Consider the following 18,639-nt stretch of genomic DNA (forward strand, 5'->3'; position numbering starts at 1 on the left):
GACACAGTCTTGCGCAAAATAAGCGGATCAGGACAGAAAACGCCACTAATCCCTTGACATAAAGGCCCGCTGCGCCGCAGAAAAAGCCCGTCGTGGTGCTGTGTTAAGCAGCATTATAGGAACTTGGGTGCGCCGCGAAAACGGCAATGCCCGGACTGCCCCCGCAACTGTAGGTGGTGAGCGACGGCCAGAGTCCACTGTGCCCAACCGGCATGGGAAGGCGGCCCGAAGCTGTGACCCACAAGTCAGGAGACTGGCCACGACGCTCACCCATTCCCGACGCGGGGCGCGTTTCGGGGAGCGGCACTCCCGCAGCGGTGACATCAAACGGGCCTGTGGGACTTCCCCGCGGGCCGAAATGTCATGCTGGCCCCTTTGGGCCTTATCAGGGGATGATCCGATGCGATCCTCGTCTTTGTCTGTTCTGGCCATCAGCATTGTGCTGCCGGCTATCTCTGCGCCCGCATTCTCCCAAACCGAAACGACGCTGGATCCTGTGGTTGTATCGGGCGGTCTGACCCCGATGCGTGCGGCAGATTATGGCCGCGCCTTCAGCGTGGTGACCGCTGAAGAGATCGAAAAGCGCGGGATCACCACCGTGCAGGACGCGCTGCGCGCGGTTCCGGGTGTCTCGGTCAACGGCACAGGCCGGGAGATGGGCCAGGTTCGCATCCGTGGCGGCGAAGGCGACCATACTCTGGTGCTGATTGACGGCGTGCCCGCGGCGGGCGGCTCGCGCGAATATATGTTCGCCGGACTTGAGACCAACAATATTGAGCGCATTGAAGTCCTGCGCGGCCCGCAGGCGGCCTTCTTCGGCTCGAACGCTTCGTCGGGCGTGATCAACATCATCACCCGCAAAGCAGAGGGCACTGGCTACGGTGGCCAGTTTGAGCTGGGCAATGGACATAACGTCAGCGCCTATACGCAGGTGCGCGGTCAAAACGGCGGCCTGCGCGTCAGCTTTGGCGAGCTGAAAGACAACGGCCACGACCTTTCTGGCAGCAACGGCGAAAAAGACGGCATGTCGCGGCAGTGGGCGCAGCTGAGCGGGGACTGGCAGGCAACGGAGCGGCTGTCGTTCTCGATGCTGGCGCGTTGGGCGGATGAGGTTCACGAGAACGATCCCGAACCCGACACCGGCACCGGCACCAATCTCACCAATATCCTTTCCGATGATCCCGATAGCGGCAGCTTCCGTCAGGAACATGCGCTGAGCTTTGCCGCCCGCTATGGCCGCACGGATGAACGCGTTGTGCATCATCTGTCCGTCGCCAATGTCATCAGCAAAAGCCGCTGGTATCTGAACAACGTTCCAGACCGCGCAGAGACCAGGTCTCTGAAATACCGCGCGGAAATCGGGCTTGATGGCAGTGTCGCAAGCGCCGGTCACGTGCTGAACCTGCTGGCGGAACGCCAGCTTGAAAACTTTATCGGTGCCTATCAGCCGCTGACCAAACGCCAGCAAAGCTCCTTTGCGGCAGAGTATCGCGGCAATCTGGCAGACAACCTGTCGCTGCAGTTTGGTCTGCGCCACGACCTCAATACCGTTTACGATGACTTCACCAGCTGGAACGCGGCAATCAGCTATCAGATCAACGATCAGATCCGGCTGCATGCCTCGGCCGGTCGCGCCCGTGTGCTGCCGACCTGGTCCGAGCTTTACACCGTCACCAGTAACTTCGTGGGCAACCCCAACCTGAAACCCGAGATCAACAACAGTATTGATCTGGGGGTGGAATTCTCCACCGCTGACGGGCGCGGTCTTGTCGATGTTACGCTGTTCAAAGAGCGGCTGAAGAACGAAATCTACGGAGTGTCGAATGGCACCTCGTCGAGCCCCGTCAACCGTGTTGAGGACAGCGATCGTCAGGGCGTCGAAGTCTCGGGCCGCTGGGCCATGAACCAGCAGCTGAGCTTCGGGGCCAATTACACCTGGCTTGACGCAACAGAATGGGATGGCAGCCCTGAAATCCGCCGTCCCAAACACGAACTGGGCCTGAACGCGACCTGGGTCTCGCAGGATGATCGCCTGACGCTGAACGGCAACCTGCGTCTGGTGTCGGGGAACTGGGACAAAGCCCGGCTGTCCACCGGTACGGTCACCGCAAAGATGCCGACCTATGCGGTGGTGAATGTGGCAGCCAGCTACAAGCTGCGCGACAATCTGACTTTGACAGGACGGGTGAACAACCTGTTCGACAAAGACTATGCCGATGCCTGGGACTACAAGTCACCCGAGCGTAACATCTGGGTTGGCGTCAAGGCTGACTTCTGATCATGGGCCTGAGGGCCTTCATGCTTGCGGGCGTCTGGCTCGTGAGCATGGCATCGGGTGCTGCGGCTGAAAGGCCGCAGCGCGTGGTGTCAATGAACCTGTGCACCGATCAGCTGGCCATGCTGCTGGCGGCACCAGGGCAGCTGATCTCGGTCAGCTACCTGGCGCGGGACGCACGCTCTTCCGCCATGGCAGAAGTTGCGCAGAATTTTGATGTCAACCACGGGCTGGCCGAAGAAATCGCCTTCCTGCGCCCCGATCTCGTGCTGGCGGGGCGCTACACCACCCGCGTCACCGTCGATATGCTGCAGCGGCTGGGCTACCGGGTTGAGATCTTTCAACCCGAGAACACTCTTGATGACATTCGCACCAACCTTTTGCAGATGGGCAAGGCCCTTGGCCGCGAGGCTGAGGCAGAGCGCATCGCAGAGGCGATGGACCGAGACATCCTGAACTTGCGTGTGGCGGCGGATCGCGGCCCCCGCCCGGAGACCGCGGTCTATTACTCCTCGGGCTATACCGCCGGGGGGCGCAGCCTGGGCCATGACATCGTCACCACCGCCGGATTGCAAAATATCGCGGCAAAACTGGGGCTTGGCGCCGGGGGCATTCTGCCGCTGGAGGCGCTGATTCTGTCGGATGCCGATATGGTGATCCGGGGGGCCAGCTATCAGGGCCACAGCCGGTCCGAAGAAATGCTGCGCCATCCCGCCCTTCAGAAGATGTTGGCAGCCCCCCGTTTGACGGCCGAAACCCGGCCCGAATGGACGTGTGGCACGCCACTGACGCTGAACGCCATCCATGATTTGCGCGCCGCTGCCGGACTGGAACCGCTGGAATGAAACTGCTCCTTTCGCTGGCCGCGCTTTGCGCAGGGCTGACACTGGTGTCGCTGTTTGTCGGCTCCAGCAATGTGCCGCTGCTCGACACAGCCTGGGCCTATTTCGGCGCTGGTGATCCGCTGATCGTTCTGGTCATGCAGGAATTGCGCCTGCCCCGCGCGGCGCTGGCCCTGCTGATCGGCGCAGCCCTGGGCCTTGCCGGGGCCGCGATGCAGGGTTTTTTGCGCAACCCTCTGGCCGATCCGGGCATTGTGGGGACCTCGGCGTTTGCCGCCCTCGGGGCGGTGATCGCTTTGCAAACGGGAATAGTGGCACTTTTCCCCATGGCGCTGCCGCTGATGGCCCTGTGCGGGGCGTTTATTTCGGTGCTGGCCCTGCTGGCCCTGGCCGGTCGGGGGGCGCGCACCACCACGCTGATCCTGTCAGGAGTTGCGCTGTCTTCAGCGGCAGCGGCGCTGGTCAGCCTGGTACTGAACCTCTCGCCCAATCCCTTTGCGGCCAATGAGATTACCTTTTGGATGATGGGGTCACTGGCCGACCGTTCATTCCGGCATGTCAGTGTGGCTTTGCCAATTCTGCTGCTGGGGGCCGTGCTGATCTGGCGGGCGCGGAAAGGCCTTGATGCGCTGTCCTTTGGCGAAGAGACGGCACTTTCGATGGGGGTGAATGTGCGCCGGTTGCGGCTGCAGCTGATCCTCGGCTCCGCCTGTCTTTCCGGCGCGTCCACTGCGGTAGCCGGGATGATCGGCTTTGTGGGGCTCGTGATCCCGCATCTGCTGCGTCGCGTCACCGGGGGAATGCCTTCGCGTCTGCTGTTGCCTGCGGCGCTTGGCTCCGCGGCGCTGATCCTTGCGGCCGATATCGCGGTGCGGATGATCCTGCCGGGGCGCGATCTGAAGCTGGGGGTGCTGACCGCACTTCTGGGCACGCCAGTGTTTCTACACATGGTTTGGAAATCCCGGGGGCGGGACGCATGAAGCCCTTGTTATCCATAGAGAACATCTCTGTCGCGGGGCGGCTCTTTGATGCCACGCTGCAGATCTTTCCCGGCGAGTTCGTCGGCCTGATCGGACCGAACGGCGCGGGCAAGACCACGCTTTTGCGCGCCGCTATCGGGATGATCCCGGCAGGCGGAACAAGCTCGCTTCTGGCCCATAAGATCGCGGCGCGCCCGCGCCATGTGGCCTATCTGGCGCAGGAGCGTGAGGTGGTCTGGCCGATTTCGGTGCGCGAGGTCGTGGCCCTTGGCCGCCGTGCCCACCCGGATTGCGGCGGCGATGATCAGGCGCGCGCAGATGCCATTTTGCAGGCACTGGACCTTAGCGAATTTGCCAACCGCCAGATCCCGGATCTTTCTGGCGGCGAGCGCGCGCGCGTGCTTCTGGCCCGGGCGCTGGCCCAGGGGGCGCCCCTGTTGCTGGCGGATGAGCCCTGCGCCGCCCTTGATCCGATCCATTCAATCCGCACGGCCAAACTGCTGCGCGACGAAGCCCTGGCCGGGCGCGCCGCCCTTGCGACCCTGCATGATCTGCCACTGGCCGCCCGCTGGTGCACGCGCCTTGTGGTGATTGAACGCGGCGTGATCGTCGCCGATGGCACGCCCGATCAGGTCCTGGCCCCCGAGCTTTGCCGCCGGGTTTTCGGAATAAGTCTGACCCGCCATGGCCAGTCCTGGCTTCTTGAGGAGTAACCCAGTGAGAGATCTTGTGCAGCAATGGCTTGCTGATGAAATCACCGGCTGGTCGATGGGCAGTTTCGGCGCGATCAGCGAGTTTATCCGCTGGCCCGGCGATGCCCCTGCGATCGCAGCAGATAGCGGCATGGGCTGGTACACACCCCGCGGAGGCATTCGGATTGACCGCACCGAAGGCCTCACCGCACTCGCCTGGGAGATGCCTTCGACCAAGTCTGAGCGGTTTTTCCGCCACGTCGAATTTCTGCTGCCCGATGCCGAGGCGCTGGTTCCGCAACCGGCGGGCTTCACCGAACTTGGCCCTGATACCGGGGCGATTCGCCCGGAAGACCAGGACATGATCCTGTTTGACTGCGGCCTGCAGCAAAAGAACGTCCGGTTCTGTGTGCGGACCCGCGATCCTGAGTTGATCGCGGAAATGCGCCGCTGCGAAGGCATGGGGAATTTCGCCCCAGGCAATACGGCGGCGGCTATGATTTTTGCCCGTCATCCGCACCGCATCTCCATCACCGCGATCGGCCGGGTTGAGGTTTATCAAAAGATCGGCGGCCCCGACACCGATTGGAAAAGCCCGGACGGCCCGCATACCCACCTGCTGCCAAAACTGCTGGCAGCCGGGCGGACCCATTCGGCCAATACACCGATCCCGCCCGGTTTTTTACCTGTCGCCAGTCTTCATCCGGCATCGCCCTTCTCATTGCCCGACGGGACGGAGCGTCCGTTCTGCCGCAAAACTTGGGCGCATTACTCCGACTTGATGGCAGCACACAGATCGATTGAGGCGACAGAACTGCGGGCTGCCCTTGACCGCGGCGCGGCCGCCCCGGCCGGAGAGATAATCGATGCTGATGAGATTTCCGACGGCAGCCCCCTGCCCCAAGGCCGCCACCAGCGCCATACCGCCCGCGTCTGGGAATTAGAGCGGAAGTTGACCGAAGCCTGACGCGCGCACCGCCTGCTTCAATAGCGGCAGATCGGCCAGTGCCGGAACGCCGAGCCGCAGCAGGCGGTCGCTCCAGGGAAAGCGCCGCGTCCAGATATGCTGCGCGGCCAGTGCTGCCTGAACTGCCCCGGCATCCCCGACGTCATAAAGCGCAAACAGATCGCAGCCGCCGGTTTTGGCCCAGGGCAGTATCGCATCCATTTGGGCGGCAGCTGCCACCAGATCGGCTTTCGCCGTTTCAATCCACTTCTGATCGCGCATCGCGGTGATCCCCACCTCAATCGCCGCACCCGAGACTGGCCAGGGGCCCACCGCCTGCGCCATCTGTGCGCAAATCACCGGATCGCCGAGTGCGAACCCAAGCCGCACACCCGCAAGTCCAAAGAATTTCCCAAACGATCTCAATATGATTAACCCCTCATTACCAGCCATGGGAGCGAGGCTTTTGTCGGGCGTCATATCCATGAAACTTTCGTCCACAACCAGCAGCCCCACCTGCCCGAGGAGGTCAAGAAGCGCAGCGCGTGACCAGCGGCGGCCGTCCGGGTTGTTAGGATTGACCACGATAGCTACATCGGCACCCGCTAGTTCCTGGAGGCTCTCTGCCGCAGTGACCTGCCAGCCTGCCGCATGAAACACAGCCGCGTACTCGTTATAGGTCGGGCTGATAATCCGCATCTGATGGCCCCTGCGCAGACCGGGCAAAAGCTGGATGGCCGACTGCGCCCCCGCCAATGGCACTACATCCGCCGGGGTGTCAAAATAGACTTGTGCCGCTGCTCGCAGCGACGCCATATCGGACCGGGTCGGCAGATCCGTCCAGACCCTGTGGGTCAAATCAGGAACCGGATAGGAAGTTCGGTTGATCCCTGTCGACAGGTCAATCCACGGGCCAGCGCCCCAGGTTGCAATAGCGCGGTCAAGATCGCCGCCGTGGTCACGCATGTTGCCCTCCAATAAGAAAGCTGTGGACGTAAGTGAAATTGACCGCGGTCAATTCTGCCATAAGCGGCGCGGGGTCTGCTTCAGGCCGCATCAAGAATCCACGGGCTGAGCCTGTATGGGCGATGGAAACCCCCAAGGCACCATAGCGCTCTGCAATGGCAGAGAGACTATCAAACCCACGCTTGTTCCGCAGCGCCATACTGCGCTGGCTGCAGCGGCTAACAAGATCCCCAATTTTCGCAGCACTTTCGCAAGCCGCGGGCCATGCGGCGACCAGATCCGCGATGTCCGGGAAATTCATATCCTGCGGATCCGTACGCTCTCCGGGCCCGTCAAAACCGCCGACAATGCGCAGGCCGGGCAGGGGCGGCAGATGTGCCAGAACCCGGCCTTCCCGGGACGCCCAGAGCACCCTCTCCGGCTCTGGCACATGCAAAGGGTCGCTCGCCCCCTCCAGCGCGAGGGCCATCCTGCTGAAATCGTCAAGGGACGGTGCCGGACTAAAGGCCCGATAAATGGCCAAAAGCGCCGCGGTCGATGCGCCAGCCCCTGCACCGATTGGCATGGCGGTGCGCAGGCGAAACGGTGCAGGCTCTGTCCGCCCGCAATGCTGCTGTACTGCTTTGACCTGTTCAGTTGACAGGAAGTGTTCGGCAGTATCAGCACTTAGCAATTCCAGAAACAAAGCAGGGCTTGGCAGCGTAATCAGCGCAACCGGACGACCCGGCCCCATCCGCCCCTGTAGCAATTCACCCAGGTGACCATAAACTCTGACAGGTGCCTTCATGCATGGGATCTTTCGACCGGAACCAAACTGTCAGCTGCGAACTGGCCCAAGAGACCCAGGCTGCATGGGACAGACCGACTCCCCAGACAAAGGCACAGCTGAGCTCGCGTAAAATATTCCGCGAAGTGCCCAGATTCCGGGCCCTTTTCATCGAGAAATTGACCGCGGTCAATTTCCGAATCCTGGTCAATTGCTGCCCGCCGCACGGGCAGCGCAATGATCAATCTAAGTGGCATAACAATGCCTTCGCCGTTAAAGAGGAGCGAATGAGCCGAATGATGAGCGAGCCTCAAGCCCGTTCTCCATTGGCAATCCGTCGCAGCACCCACAGCGTGGAGCCCAGCATATGAGTGAAATCGCCGAGAGCCTTTTGGGACTCCTTCTGGGCTTCAGTCTGGACCTGCTGCTGGGCTGGCCCGTCTGGCTTTACCGTCGGATCGGCCATCCTGTGGGATGGCTGGCCGCACCGGTGACATTGCTGGAGGCCCGGCTGAATAAGCCCGCTTTTAGCAACGCAAGACGGTTTGTATCGGGCGCTGTTTTGGCACTGAGCGGCATTGCAGTCGCCGGCCTGATTTGGGCCGGGTTGACCTCTCTGGCCGGAGCACTGCCCTTGACCGCGGTCTGGCTGGGGTTGTTGTATTGGCCGCTGATTGCGGCCCGTTCGATGCATGATCACGTCGCGGCCGTCGCCGATCCGCTGGAGAAAGGGGATCTGCCGAATGCCCGCATAGCCGTTTCGATGATCGTGGGTCGGGATCCGAACCGGCTTGATGAGGCTGGTGTCAGCCGCGCCGCACTTGAAAGCCTTGGCGAAAACACCTCGGATGGGATTATTGCCCCGATCTTCTGGGGCGTGCTTTTGGGACCGGCCGGCATGGCGGCTTACAAGGCGATCAATACCTTTGACAGTATGATTGCGCATCGTAACAGCCGCTATGAATGGTTTGGAAAATGCGCTGCCCGCATCGATGATCTGGCAAATCTGGCCCCCGCGCGCCTGACGGGGTTTCTCTACGCACTCACGACAGGGCGGCGCGTAAAATCGGTACTGAAGGTCATGTGCCGGGACGCCGGTGCGCATCGCTCTCCCAATGCCGGCTGGCCCGAGAGCGCCCTGGCCGCAGCCCTGAATGTCAGGCTGTCTGGCCCGCGGGTTTATGACGGCAGCATTTCTCCCGAGCCGTGGCTGAATGGCGATTGCCCGGATCCCGACGGATCCGGCGTTCGCAAAGGGCTCACGCATTATCGGCGGCTCCTTGCCCTGACGGGCGCGGGCCTTCTTGGCCTGACTGTCGTAGCTGTGATGCTTTGACGAGCCTTGCCGCTTCGGCAAGCTCCAAAAATTCAGAAAGTTTCCAGCCTGAAATGGCATAACGTTTCCCGTGATGTTCGCAAGGAATACGAAGTGTGGGAAGCGGGCTCAACCGAGCGATAAGATCGGCGGAAACCCCGAGTAATTTCGGCGCTTCGTTCACAGTAACCGGTTTAAAGATGTAGGCTCTTAACTGCTTGAATGCCGCTCTTGCGGCTGCCTGATTTTGCCCTGTCGGATCGAGCCAGGTCGCTCCAAATTCCTCTAAGCCGGAGTTGAAATTGACCGCGGTCAATTCCGCCGCCCTGAGCTTGTTCAGACGACGTTTCGCATGGACCAGCCTGCGAGGCAGGGCTGCTGAGAAAATTTCGGGTAATCTTACACGCAGTATAAGCTTGTCCTGAGTTTGGGTCAGGCACAGTGAGCATGTGCCTTCACTGATCAGCCTGGCCAGCTGTCGCGCATCATTAAAAAGCATCTGCCACACCGATCGGCCCGTCGTGTGGTAATATTAACTACCTGACGGGTCACGCCTTTTCCCTTTGGCCATACGGCCATGACAATTGAACCGCACAGCCAAAGCTGAGCGATGACGATTGCCACCTCTGCGGAAACTCCGCTCCTGTGGCACGCCCCGCGCCACGGATGGGTGATCGACGTAACAGGTCTCCTGACTTGCGGGTCACAGCACCGGGCCAGCCTTCCCATGTCCGAATGACACAGTGGCAAATTGGCTGGCGCTCTCCGCTTACAGTTGCGGGGGCAGTCCGGGATTTGTCGAAGGACGCACCCGAGTTCCCTTGAAAGCCGCTCTCACGGCATCACGTCATGAATTTATTGCACTTTCGCGGGGAATCTTGTCAAGGAAGTCAAAAGGCCTGGTGTTGTTTGCCGTGCTGTTTGGACAGCAGTTAACAAATAGCCTGCTGGTGAGGGGATTTCGCTGATCTTTCGTGCCATACGGTCAAGTATTCCCAGAAGCGTCAGAACAGGTACCTCATATGCTGCCTTAGACAGCGTTGTATGTTGCAGGCCGAGCATCTGTCCAAAAAAATAGGCTGTCTTCTGCGCTTCTGTCTCTGAGCAGGGCGGTGGGAAGAAGGTGCTGAGTTCTGTGAACTGTTCCCAATTCATTGCCTCTGTCGCAATGACTGCCTGCTTAGGTTTTATTGTATTAGATTCTGGATTAATGAGACGGTCAGAATGTCCGGCAGAGACGGACATTTCCACTGGTTCTTGAGTGCTTTTGCGCGAGGAAGTGTCGATCATTTCTGAGGCTTCCCGGATCGCGACAACAGCTTCCGTCACCGTAAGCGACGCGCGGCGTGCCAAACGGGTGAAATGACCCAGAACTTCAGCGACATCACCCCCGACGCGCAGATTTGCGATACGGGCACACAGATGCCGCAGGCGGGCGCGAAGTCCGCGTAATTCCTGGTCCTGCTCGCGGCGGAGTTTTGCGGAGCCGATGATATCAGAGGCGCGCAGGAAAAGCGGCGTCAGATCCAGACCGAAAGCTCCGACCACCTGGCCGCCACGCATCAGCGGAAAGCGTTTGCCATTCGCGCTGTCACGGCGCAGCAGCAGGCCCTGTTTTTCCAGCGTGTCGAGATGCCGGCGCAACTGACGATCGGTGATCCCTTTCGCCCGGAAGCACAGGGTTTCATTGCTGGCATAGACTGTCAGCAATATTTTATGCGTCACAAGGCCGTTTTGTCCGTGCGAGCAGGGCAGGCAGCTGAGCAAGGCATCGAGCGTCACCAGCACGCCTGGCGACAGCCCAAGGTCACGCCGACAGGTATTGACCGCGGCCATGATGTCGCGCCGTGCCACAGGTTCAAACATCGGTTGAGCAGTAATCTCTCCACAGCCGACGTAGCTCGTGGCAGCTAAGAGCGCAGCATGCTGCGCCAGCCCGGCAGGATCTGCCGGTTTTGTGATCTTGTTCATGACTATTCAGACCGCAAACAGCGACCGTTCACCGAAATCGATGTTGCATGAGCTAAATTTTCGGGGTACCGAGTAAGTGCATAAGTTACAGGGAACCCTTCGGGAGCACATCGCTTTCGGGGGGTTTCTTTTTGCCGTGTCCGCTCCTTTTGGCTGGTTGCGAAATTAATTCAGAATTGACCAGCGGTCAAAAAAGGTCGCATTTCGGACCTTATTTGACGCGGCCTGTCTCTTTGGCGTTTCCCTGATCACGCAGATAGTCCTCCAGGATCTGGTCCAGCCGATCATCAAGATAGGCCGTAAACCCCGTCAGTGATTTATCCGCGCAGCGAATTGCCAGCTTCTTAGGGCTGCGTTCGATGGTCAGCTTTTCGCGCAACACCCGTTTGGCGCTCGCCGTCTGGGCACCCGCTGGGCGTTTGGTCAAGGCAGTGAGCACAGCCTGCAACCGCTCGGTGCTTGCGCGATCAGCCGGGACCATGGCGAGCAGGGCCGCCTCTGTCAGGTCGGGCTGTGCTGACAGCACCTCGCGCAATTGCATCCAGGGGCGACGGCCGGAATCATGTGCCGGGCCAATGGCCGCGATCAAAGTGGCGGGCACCGCCTCGGCAATACCAAGCATCCGGCTGAGAGTTGTCTTGTCGATGGCCAGCACGTCGCAGACTTCATCGCGCGAAAAGCTATGGTTCAGCAATTGCTCGGCATAGACGGCCTGTTCAATGAAGCTGCGCTGCAAACGGGCTGCGTTTTCAAGACCCTGAGAGATCAGCGCCTCGCGGTCATCCATCTCGCTGATATAGGCCTGAACGTCGATGCCAAGCTGGCGGCAGGCTTCAATCCGGCGGCGACCGTAGACAACCTCATAGGGCAGGGGGCCGCCGCGCACGCGGCGCAGAAGCACCGGCAGGCGCTGTCCCGACGCTTTAATCGAGGCGACCAGATCCTCCAGCCCGTCCTGAATGTCAAAACGGTCGCGGATGGCGCTGCCCGCAATCTCAGACGGGCTAATTGCCCGCGCCGCGCCGGCGGCCAGCTGGTCAAGGCCGCGCTGCACATCCAGCACGCCTGACAGGCGCCGCGGCTTCAGATCGGCCTCGGCTTTCGCAGCTTCGCGGCCCTCACGAACGGCTTTCAGGCTTGATGCCAGCAAATCTTTCCGCATCAGTTACGCCCCCAATTCGACTGCAGCATCTGGAAAATTTCTTCCGAGACCTCATGCACGGACTGGATCGCCCGTTCATAGGTTTTTCGGTTGCGCATATCTGCCAGTTCAACTTCGAGAACCGTCTGTTGCGAGACCCCCGCTTCACTGATCGCTGATGATTTCAGGAAGGCGGATTTCATCACCGCATCGCCGAAAAGATCACGGATGAAGCCGGCAAACTCGACCTGGGTGGTGATATTGGTGTCGAAACGGCTGAGCAGGAAGCGAAAATTGTCAAACAACCCCACGCCCGCGCTTTCATTCAGAACCTCGGTCAATGAGGCCGCCATGTTCAGAAACTGTGCCGCTGAGGCCAGGTCCACTCGCTCGGGGATCAGCGTCATAATGATATTGCGCGCGGCACAAATTGCCGAGAGCGTCACATAGCCCAGCTGTGGCGGACAATCGAGCACGACCACATCATAGTCATCCTCGACCATCTTCAGCGCGGAACGGATCCGGTCAAAGAACACTGGGGTCTCGCCCCGGCTCAGGGCGGCCGGGGTTTCATGTTCAAATTCCGCGACCTGGATGCCCCCAGGGACGAGGTCCAGATTGGGGAAATAGGTTTTACGGATGATCTCGGTAATCGGCTTCGGACCCTCGCCGGTTTCCCGGTCACGGTAGCGGATCACGTCGTAAAGCGATCCGCCGGTGAAGAAATCCAGCTCGGGCTGATAGCCGAAGAAGGTGGTCAGCGAGGCCTGTGGGTCGCAGTCAATCGCCAGCACCCGTAAGCCACGCAGGCTCAGTTCCTGCGCTGTATGGATGGCCGTCGAGGTTTTGCCGCTGCCGCCTTTGAAGTTCACAAAGGCCAGCACCTGAAGTGTATCGACCGCAGGGTCGCGCCGCCCAGGCCGGAACTGATCAGGGTTCTTTGCCGTTTCGGCCAGACGCCGGCGGATCTCTGCCAGTTCAGAGGCCGCATAGCGACGCCGTCCACCGGGGCTGGTTTCCACGTCGGGAATGCGGCCTTCATGGTGGGCTTTGCGCAGATAGCCATCGGCAACGCCCAGATAGTAGCTGGCTTCGCCCGCCGAGAATGTGCGAAGTGATTTCACGTCATGGGGCGCAAATGAGCTTTCGGACAGCGCTTTCAACGCGGTCGTCAGATCCCGCGCGAAGGACATGAGATGGTCATGAAGCGCCTGCGTCATTCGTTCACTCTGCTCATCTTGGCGTCGGAACGGTATCCCGCCCCTTTATCAATTAATTTCGTTCATTCTATGCACAGCGGCCAATCGCTTGGCAAGCTGAACATAGCGCTATTGGAACGGTCGGGGCGATTTTAGTTGACGGTCAGCGTTCCTTTCTTTGGATCGCACGTTCAGAAAATTATCTAAACGATTGAAAAACCTATTAAAAACCAAAATCGAATGGGTAGGCGTCCATCGGTCAGAACGCCAACCGGTCGGATCCGGCGCCTGACCGTCCGGCCGGAGTGGCTCTGCTCGTAACGCTAACCCATTGCGATTCGCGTTTCGGCGTTCGCTTGTGGCGGCGCTGCGGGAACGGGATTCGAGCAGAGGGCGTAGAACCGTAAACCAAAGCAGTGCCGCGCCTGCGAAAAACCGTTACGTCCCATACCCTCTTGCCGAAGCGGTAAGCCTCGGTTAGCCAGAAGAGCCGGTTTCCGAGAGGAAATAACAGGGAATCCAAAACACAGGCTCTGCCTGCTGAAAATGGAGCTGCCCCCGCAACTGTAGGCGGTGAGCCCCGCATCCGATGACCACTGAGAGCGATCTTGGGAAGGGGGATGCAGGGCGATGACCCGTCAGTCAGGAGACCTACCGGCTGAATGCAACCACGAGCCGACGGGGTGTCGGGGAGGAGAGAACATGACCAATATCCGAGGGCTGCGTGCCCGCGGCTGCCGGGCGTGGCGTTTTCTGCCATCCCCTCTTCGGCTCTGCTTTGGAGCCCGTTTCCATGTCCTTCAAGACCCTTCTGTGCAACAGTGCTTTCGCACTGGCAGCCTCACTCACTAGCGTTCAGGCGCAGGCCACCGAATATCCCCTGACCATTGAGAACTGCGGTTTCCCCCAGGTGTTCGAGGCGGCACCCAAAAATGTCGTCAGCGTTGGTCAGCAGGGGACCGAGATCCTCTATGCGCTGGATTTGGGGGACCGGCTGTCCGGGACAGCCCTGTGGTTCACCGAAATTTTGCCGGAGTATAAGGCGCAGAACGACAAGGTCGAGCGTATCGCTGACAATATGCCCGGCTTTGAGGCGGTGATTGCCAAACGCCCGGAGCTTGCCTTTACTCAATACGAATGGATGATCGGCGCACAGGGCGTGGTGGGCACTCGCCCGCAATTTCATGATCTGGGCGTCAAAACTTATATCATGCCGACCGATTGTGACGGGAAAGACAACCTTGTCGGATCTGACGGTACCAGGACTGAGGCTTTCAGCATCGAGAGCCTCTATAAAACGATTACCGAACTGGGCCAGATCTTTGATCGTCAGCAGGCGGCCCTGGAACTCGTAGATCAGCTGAAATCCCGCGAAGCGGCGGCTGTGGCAAAGGCGGCCGAACTCAAGGCCGATCAGATGACCGCCGCGGTCTGGTTCTCATCGGCTGAGATGGAGCTTGACCCCTATATGGCAGGCCGCAGCGGCGCTGCAGGTGATATGATCCGCGCCATCGGCCTCACCAATGTCGTCACCTCGGATGAGGAATGGCCGACCGTTGGCTGGGAAACCATCGCAAAGGCCAATCCGACCTGGCTGATCCTCGCCGAGATGGATCGTCGCCGTTTTCCGGCTGATGACGTCGAGAAGAAACTGGAGTTTCTGAAGTCCGACCCCGTGGCCAGCCAGCTTGAGGCGGTCAAATCCGGACGGATCATTGTGATCAACTCGCAAGAAATGGAAGCCTCGCTGCGCCGTGTTACCGGCATTGAGAAGATCGTCACCGCAATCGCCAGGGCGAAGTAAATGGGTGCGCTCCACGCGACGGGTCGTGGGGTGCTGGCCAAACTGACAGCGCGAAGCGCGCTGTCAGTTCTGGTGCTGGGCCTAGCGCTCTTGGCGGGTACGGCGATAGGCGAGACCCGCATCCCCTTTGACACGGTTCTAAGTGCGCTCGCGAACCGGATCTTTGGAGCGAACTACCCCATCGATAAGATAGATGAGGGGATCATCTGGGCCTACCGGCTGCCTCGGGCGGTTACCGCCGCTTGCTGCGGGGCGGCGCTGGCGCTTTCGGGCGTGGTGCTGCAAAGCCTTTTGCGCAACCCGCTGGCAGAGCCATATCTGATGGGGATTTCGGCGGGGGCCTCAACCGGGGCAGTGCTGGTGACCGTGGCGGGTCTTGGCGGCGGCATGGTGTCGATGTCTTTTGGCGCGCTGATCGGTGGCATCACGGCCTTTGGTCTTGTAGCGGGGCTGGCGGCAGCCTCGGGGGCCGGGTCGGGCATGAAGGCCAGCGGCCAGATCATTCTGGCGGGCATTGCGGGCAGCCAGATGTTCAATGCTATCACCTCCTTTATCATCACGAAATCCGCCAATTCCGAACAGGCGCGGGGCATCATGTTCTGGCTTTTGGGCAATCTTTCAGGCGTTCGATGGGATGATCTCTGGCTGGCGGTTCCGGTAGCATTGATCGGCCTTATCATTTGCCTGCTGCATATGCGTGTGCTGGATGCCTTCGGCTTCGGCGCGGAATCTGCGGCCTCGCTGGGCGTCAACCTCGGACGCACGCAGGTGCTGCTGATCGGGACCGCCTCGGCGATGACGGCGCTGATGGTTTCGATTGTCGGGGCGGTGGGTTTTGTGGGTCTGGTGGTGCCGCATGCCGCGCGGCTGATGTTTGGCACGCGGCATTACCATCTGATCCCGGCCTCGGCGCTTCTGGGGGCGGTGTTCCTGATCGGATCGGACATCCTGTCGCGGACGCTGATTTCGGGTCAGGTGCTGCCCATTGGCGTGATCACCTCGCTGATCGGGGCGCCGTGCTTTGCAGTGCTTTTGTTGCGGATGAGGCGACAGAGATGACGATGCCCCTCCTTCAGGCGCGGCATCTGACGCGCAGCATTCGCGGCCGGGCGGTGGTCAGTGATGTCTCCTTTGACGTTCACGCTGGTGAGTGCATCGGCCTTATCGGCCCGAATGGTTCTGGAAAATCCAGCCTTTTGCGGCTGCTCACCGGGCTCCAGCGGCCCAATAGCGGCGAAATCACGCTAAAGGGTGAGCTGCTTTCCCGGCTGTCTCGGCGTCAGATTGCGCGCTGCCTCGCCTTTGTGGCCCAGTCGCAGGAGGCCAGTGAGCGGCTGACCGTACGCCAGTCGGTGGCGCTTGGCCGAACTCCCTGGCTCTCGGTGCTCTCGCCCTGGGGGCCAGCGGACGAAGGGGCTGTGCAAAAGGCATTGTCTTCTGTCGGGCTGACGGGGTTTGAGGGCCGCGACTGGGAAAGCCTCTCGGGTGGTGAGCGCCAACGCGGCCATATCGCCCGCGCGCTCGCGCAGGAGCCGGAGCTGCTGATCCTGGATGAGCCGGCCAACCATCTCGATATCCACCACCAGCTGGCAGTGCTGGATCTGATTGCGGGGCTGAATGTCACCACCATTCTCGCGGTGCATGACCTGAACCACGCGATGCGCTGTGACCGCATCGCCTGCCTCGATCAGGGGCAGCTGGTAGCCCTCGGCCCCCCCGCTGAGGTTTTGACCCCGCAGCTTTTGCGAGAGGTCTTTCACATCCGCGCCCGACAGCTGAGCGATCCGCACGACGGTCAGCTGATCTGGCGCTTTGACGCTTTAGAGAAGGTATAACTCATGCGCAGTCTTGCCCTTGTTCTGGCCCTCATGGCCGCTCCCGCCTTTGCCGAAGTTCATGAAGTAGAAATGCTCAACCGCAGTGAAAATGGCTCGATGGTTTATGAGCCTGATTTTCTGCGTATCGCCCCGGGGGATAGGGTTGTCTTTCGCGCCACCCATCCCAGCCACAACGCGGCCACCATCGCGGGCATGATCCCCGAGGGGGCCGCAAAACACCTTGGCAAGATCGATCAGGAAATTGAGATGACCCTCACTGTGCCGGGCAGCTATGGCATCAAATGCAGCCCGCATTTTTCGATGGGGATGGTGATGATGATCGAGGTAGGCGAGGGCCAGCCTGATCTCGCCGCATTGCCCGCCGACTTGCCGCCTATGGCGGCCGAGCGGTTCCGCGCCATCATCGCGAGAGCGGCGCAATGAGCCGGGCCAACCAAGATCTTTCCGAGGAAATCCGCGCCTATTGGGGGCGGCGGGCCGACAGCTTTGATCAAAGCTTCGCCCATGCCATTGCAGCGGGCGCGGAGTTTTCTGCCTGGGCGCAGGAGATCGAACGCCATCTGCCACCGGCTCCTGCGCGGGTGCTGGAGTTGGGCTGCGGCACGGGCGAGGTGACGCGTGTGATCCTTTCGCTTGGTCACCAGGTGACGGGCCTTGATTTCACTCCCGAGATGCTGGCGCGTGCGAAGGCCAAACATGCCGGAAACGCGCAGGCGAAATTCTACCTTGCCGATGCGCAGAACACGATGGAGCCCGATGCAGCTTATGATGCGGTGATCGCCCGTCATTTAACCTGGACCCTGACAGATCCGAAGGCCGCCTATCGCGACTGGCTGCGCGTGCTGCGCCCCGGTGGCAGGGTCGTTTTGTTCGACGGTGACTGGGCGCGTGAAAGCAGGATCACGCGGGCTTTGTCGCCGATTATCCGCTGGCTTGGGCGCAACCTTCCGCCCGATCCTGTTGATGCGGAAATGACAGAGAGTCACAACGCGATTATGGCCTCTCTGCCTTACGGTGAGGGGCTGTCGGCAAGACGTCTTGCTACAGACCTGAAAGACGCGGGTTTCGTGGGCGTCACCGTCCACAGTCACGCCCGCGTAACACGCGGCATGGGAAAGAACGCGCCACTGGCCCGCCGAATTCGCCTGCGCAGGTGGAGAAGATTTATTGTTTCTGCATCAGCTCCACAGTTGTGAGCAGCGATCGGCTTGCTATGCTATAGGATTTCGGTCGCCGTATCAGACGGACAGGGTTCGGAGCGTGCGATGGCCCATCATTGGACTACCCCCATTCCAAAATCGTTCACCGCATCGTTGCGAAGGCCATCAAGATCGATCCTATCGAGGCGGTTCAGGTTGCGATCGATGGCATTTTCCCTCGGATAAAGATCCTCTTGGGCACGGCCGAGTGTCGAGCCGACACCAGTCATAGACTCAATGTTGGTAGAGCGCATGTCGAGCATGCCGCTGGCGGCGAGCATTCCGGTCCATTCAGACAGGTCCACCCGCTCCATATCGAGGTTCTGGAACTGGGCAAGCGTGATGCCACGGCAATCCGGGTTCTCTGGCGGCCCCCACGGGATGTTCAGCTGTAGACGGGCTTGCTCGTTCATGATGCGCGCCAAGGGCGAGTTGAACATGCAATATCCAGTCTTTCGCTTGACGCATTTCCCTAAGATCTTGGTGGAACACCATGTGCCGATCTCATCCGTTGATCGGAGGGCCTTTCGCACCTGAAGCTCCTGTTCACTTTCTGAGCAGGCAAACAGAATCTCAACAAGCACTGAGATAAGCGCATAGACGGTGTAGGCTGTCATCACCGCGCTCATGACCGAGGCGGCACCAGAGGTCAGGGAAATGGTGCCCTGTTGCAGAGCGCCGTTGGCAACGGCAGGCCCGCCGCCC

18 protein-coding genes and 3 riboswitches are annotated in these 18,639 nt (G+C 60.5%); of the genes, 11 read left to right on the plus strand and 7 right to left on the minus strand.

Annotation, left to right across the window (positions count from 1 at the left end; all coding sequences use genetic code 11):
• Positions 1-76 precede the first annotated feature (76 nt).
• A riboswitch (cobalamin riboswitch) is annotated at positions 77-276 on the plus strand.
• A gap of 124 nt (positions 277-400) precedes the next feature.
• Genes EP867_RS15270 through EP867_RS15290 form a run of 5 tightly spaced genes read left to right on the plus strand, consistent with a single transcriptional unit; the run spans position 401 to position 5,756 of the window.
• Entirely contained in the window at positions 401-2,278 is a 1,878-nt protein-coding gene (locus EP867_RS15270) for a TonB-dependent receptor plug domain-containing protein (protein WP_164888897.1), read from the plus strand.
• Between the two features lie 20 nt (positions 2,279-2,298).
• Positions 2,299-3,120 (plus strand): ABC transporter substrate-binding protein, encoded by an 822-nt coding sequence (locus EP867_RS15275; protein WP_241656931.1) that lies wholly within the window; start codon positions 2,299-2,301, stop codon positions 3,118-3,120.
• Positions 3,117-4,097, plus strand: coding sequence for a FecCD family ABC transporter permease (locus EP867_RS15280; RefSeq protein WP_128490352.1), 981 nt, complete (start codon positions 3,117-3,119; stop codon positions 4,095-4,097). The genes EP867_RS15275 and EP867_RS15280 overlap by 4 nt, the downstream gene beginning before the upstream one ends.
• Positions 4,094-4,810 carry an ABC transporter ATP-binding protein gene (locus EP867_RS15285; protein WP_128490353.1) on the plus strand — a complete coding sequence of 239 codons (717 nt, stop codon included), beginning with the start codon at positions 4,094-4,096 and terminating at the stop codon, positions 4,808-4,810. The genes EP867_RS15280 and EP867_RS15285 overlap by 4 nt, the downstream gene beginning before the upstream one ends.
• Before the next feature lie 4 nt (positions 4,811-4,814).
• Positions 4,815-5,756 carry a DUF6925 family protein gene (locus tag EP867_RS15290; protein WP_128490354.1) on the plus strand — a complete coding sequence of 314 codons (942 nt, stop codon included), beginning with the start codon at positions 4,815-4,817 and terminating at the stop codon, positions 5,754-5,756.
• Here the strand turns inward: EP867_RS15290 and cobD are convergent.
• Positions 5,730-6,701, minus strand: a complete 972-nt coding sequence (gene cobD / locus EP867_RS15295) for a threonine-phosphate decarboxylase CobD (protein ID WP_128490355.1) — start codon at positions 6,699-6,701, stop codon at positions 5,730-5,732. The genes EP867_RS15290 and cobD overlap by 27 nt on opposite strands.
• Complete coding sequence (locus EP867_RS15300; protein WP_128490356.1) at positions 6,694-7,488, minus strand: propanediol utilization protein; 795 nt, start codon at positions 7,486-7,488, stop codon at positions 6,694-6,696. The genes cobD and EP867_RS15300 overlap by 8 nt, the downstream gene beginning before the upstream one ends.
• 346 nt (positions 7,489-7,834) lie before the next feature.
• On the opposite strand from EP867_RS15300, the gene cbiB reads away from it, so the two are divergent.
• Complete coding sequence (cbiB, locus tag EP867_RS15305) at positions 7,835-8,803, plus strand: adenosylcobinamide-phosphate synthase CbiB (RefSeq protein WP_128490357.1); 969 nt, start codon at positions 7,835-7,837, stop codon at positions 8,801-8,803.
• Here the strand turns inward: cbiB and EP867_RS15310 are convergent.
• The 4 genes from EP867_RS15310 to repA form a co-directional block, all read right to left on the minus strand.
• A complete protein-coding gene (locus EP867_RS15310; protein WP_128490358.1) occupies positions 8,727-9,281 on the minus strand; it encodes a hypothetical protein in 555 nt (184 codons plus the stop codon). The genes cbiB and EP867_RS15310 overlap by 77 nt on opposite strands.
• Positions 9,282-9,446: 165 nt before the next feature.
• Positions 9,447-9,644, minus strand: a riboswitch (cobalamin riboswitch).
• Positions 9,638-10,753 carry a helix-turn-helix domain-containing protein gene (locus tag EP867_RS15315; protein ID WP_128490359.1) on the minus strand — a complete coding sequence of 372 codons (1,116 nt, stop codon included), beginning with the start codon at positions 10,751-10,753 and terminating at the stop codon, positions 9,638-9,640. It overlaps the preceding riboswitch by 7 nt.
• Before the next feature lie 211 nt (positions 10,754-10,964).
• The gene (gene repB, locus EP867_RS15320; protein WP_128490360.1) at positions 10,965-11,915 is read right to left on the minus strand and encodes a plasmid partitioning protein RepB; all 951 of its coding nucleotides are present in this window, start codon (positions 11,913-11,915) and stop codon (positions 10,965-10,967) included.
• On the minus strand, positions 11,915-13,114 hold the full coding sequence (gene repA / locus EP867_RS15325; protein WP_128490361.1) for a plasmid partitioning protein RepA: 1,200 nt from the start codon (positions 13,112-13,114) through the stop codon (positions 11,915-11,917). The genes repB and repA overlap by 1 nt, the downstream gene beginning before the upstream one ends.
• Positions 13,115-13,567: 453 nt before the next feature.
• Positions 13,568-13,766, plus strand: a riboswitch (cobalamin riboswitch).
• A gap of 120 nt (positions 13,767-13,886) precedes the next feature.
• Here repA and EP867_RS15330 point away from each other — a divergent pair.
• Genes EP867_RS15330 through EP867_RS15350 form a run of 5 tightly spaced genes read left to right on the plus strand, consistent with a single transcriptional unit; the run spans position 13,887 to position 17,931 of the window.
• Complete coding sequence (locus EP867_RS15330; protein ID WP_128490362.1) at positions 13,887-14,897, plus strand: ABC transporter substrate-binding protein; 1,011 nt, start codon at positions 13,887-13,889, stop codon at positions 14,895-14,897.
• Positions 14,898-15,956 (plus strand): FecCD family ABC transporter permease, encoded by a 1,059-nt coding sequence (locus EP867_RS15335; protein WP_128490363.1) that lies wholly within the window; start codon positions 14,898-14,900, stop codon positions 15,954-15,956. It begins immediately after the preceding gene.
• Positions 15,953-16,732 (plus strand): ABC transporter ATP-binding protein, encoded by a 780-nt coding sequence (locus tag EP867_RS15340; protein ID WP_128490364.1) that lies wholly within the window; start codon positions 15,953-15,955, stop codon positions 16,730-16,732. The genes EP867_RS15335 and EP867_RS15340 overlap by 4 nt, the downstream gene beginning before the upstream one ends.
• 3 nt (positions 16,733-16,735) lie before the next feature.
• Positions 16,736-17,158, plus strand: a complete 423-nt coding sequence (locus EP867_RS15345) for a pseudoazurin (protein WP_128490365.1) — start codon at positions 16,736-16,738, stop codon at positions 17,156-17,158.
• A complete protein-coding gene (locus EP867_RS15350; RefSeq protein ID WP_128490366.1) occupies positions 17,155-17,931 on the plus strand; it encodes a class I SAM-dependent methyltransferase in 777 nt (258 codons plus the stop codon). Before EP867_RS15345 ends, EP867_RS15350 begins: the two co-directional genes overlap by 4 nt.
• Before the next feature lie 77 nt (positions 17,932-18,008).
• Here EP867_RS15350 and traN read toward each other — a convergent pair.
• Positions 18,009-18,639: conjugal transfer protein TraN (gene traN, locus EP867_RS15355; RefSeq protein WP_164888898.1), on the minus strand; the 631-nt coding region annotated here is incomplete at its 5' end.

Source organism: Falsigemmobacter intermedius (assembly GCF_004054105.1).
Taxonomy (GTDB): domain Bacteria; phylum Pseudomonadota; class Alphaproteobacteria; order Rhodobacterales; family Rhodobacteraceae; genus Wagnerdoeblera; species Wagnerdoeblera intermedia.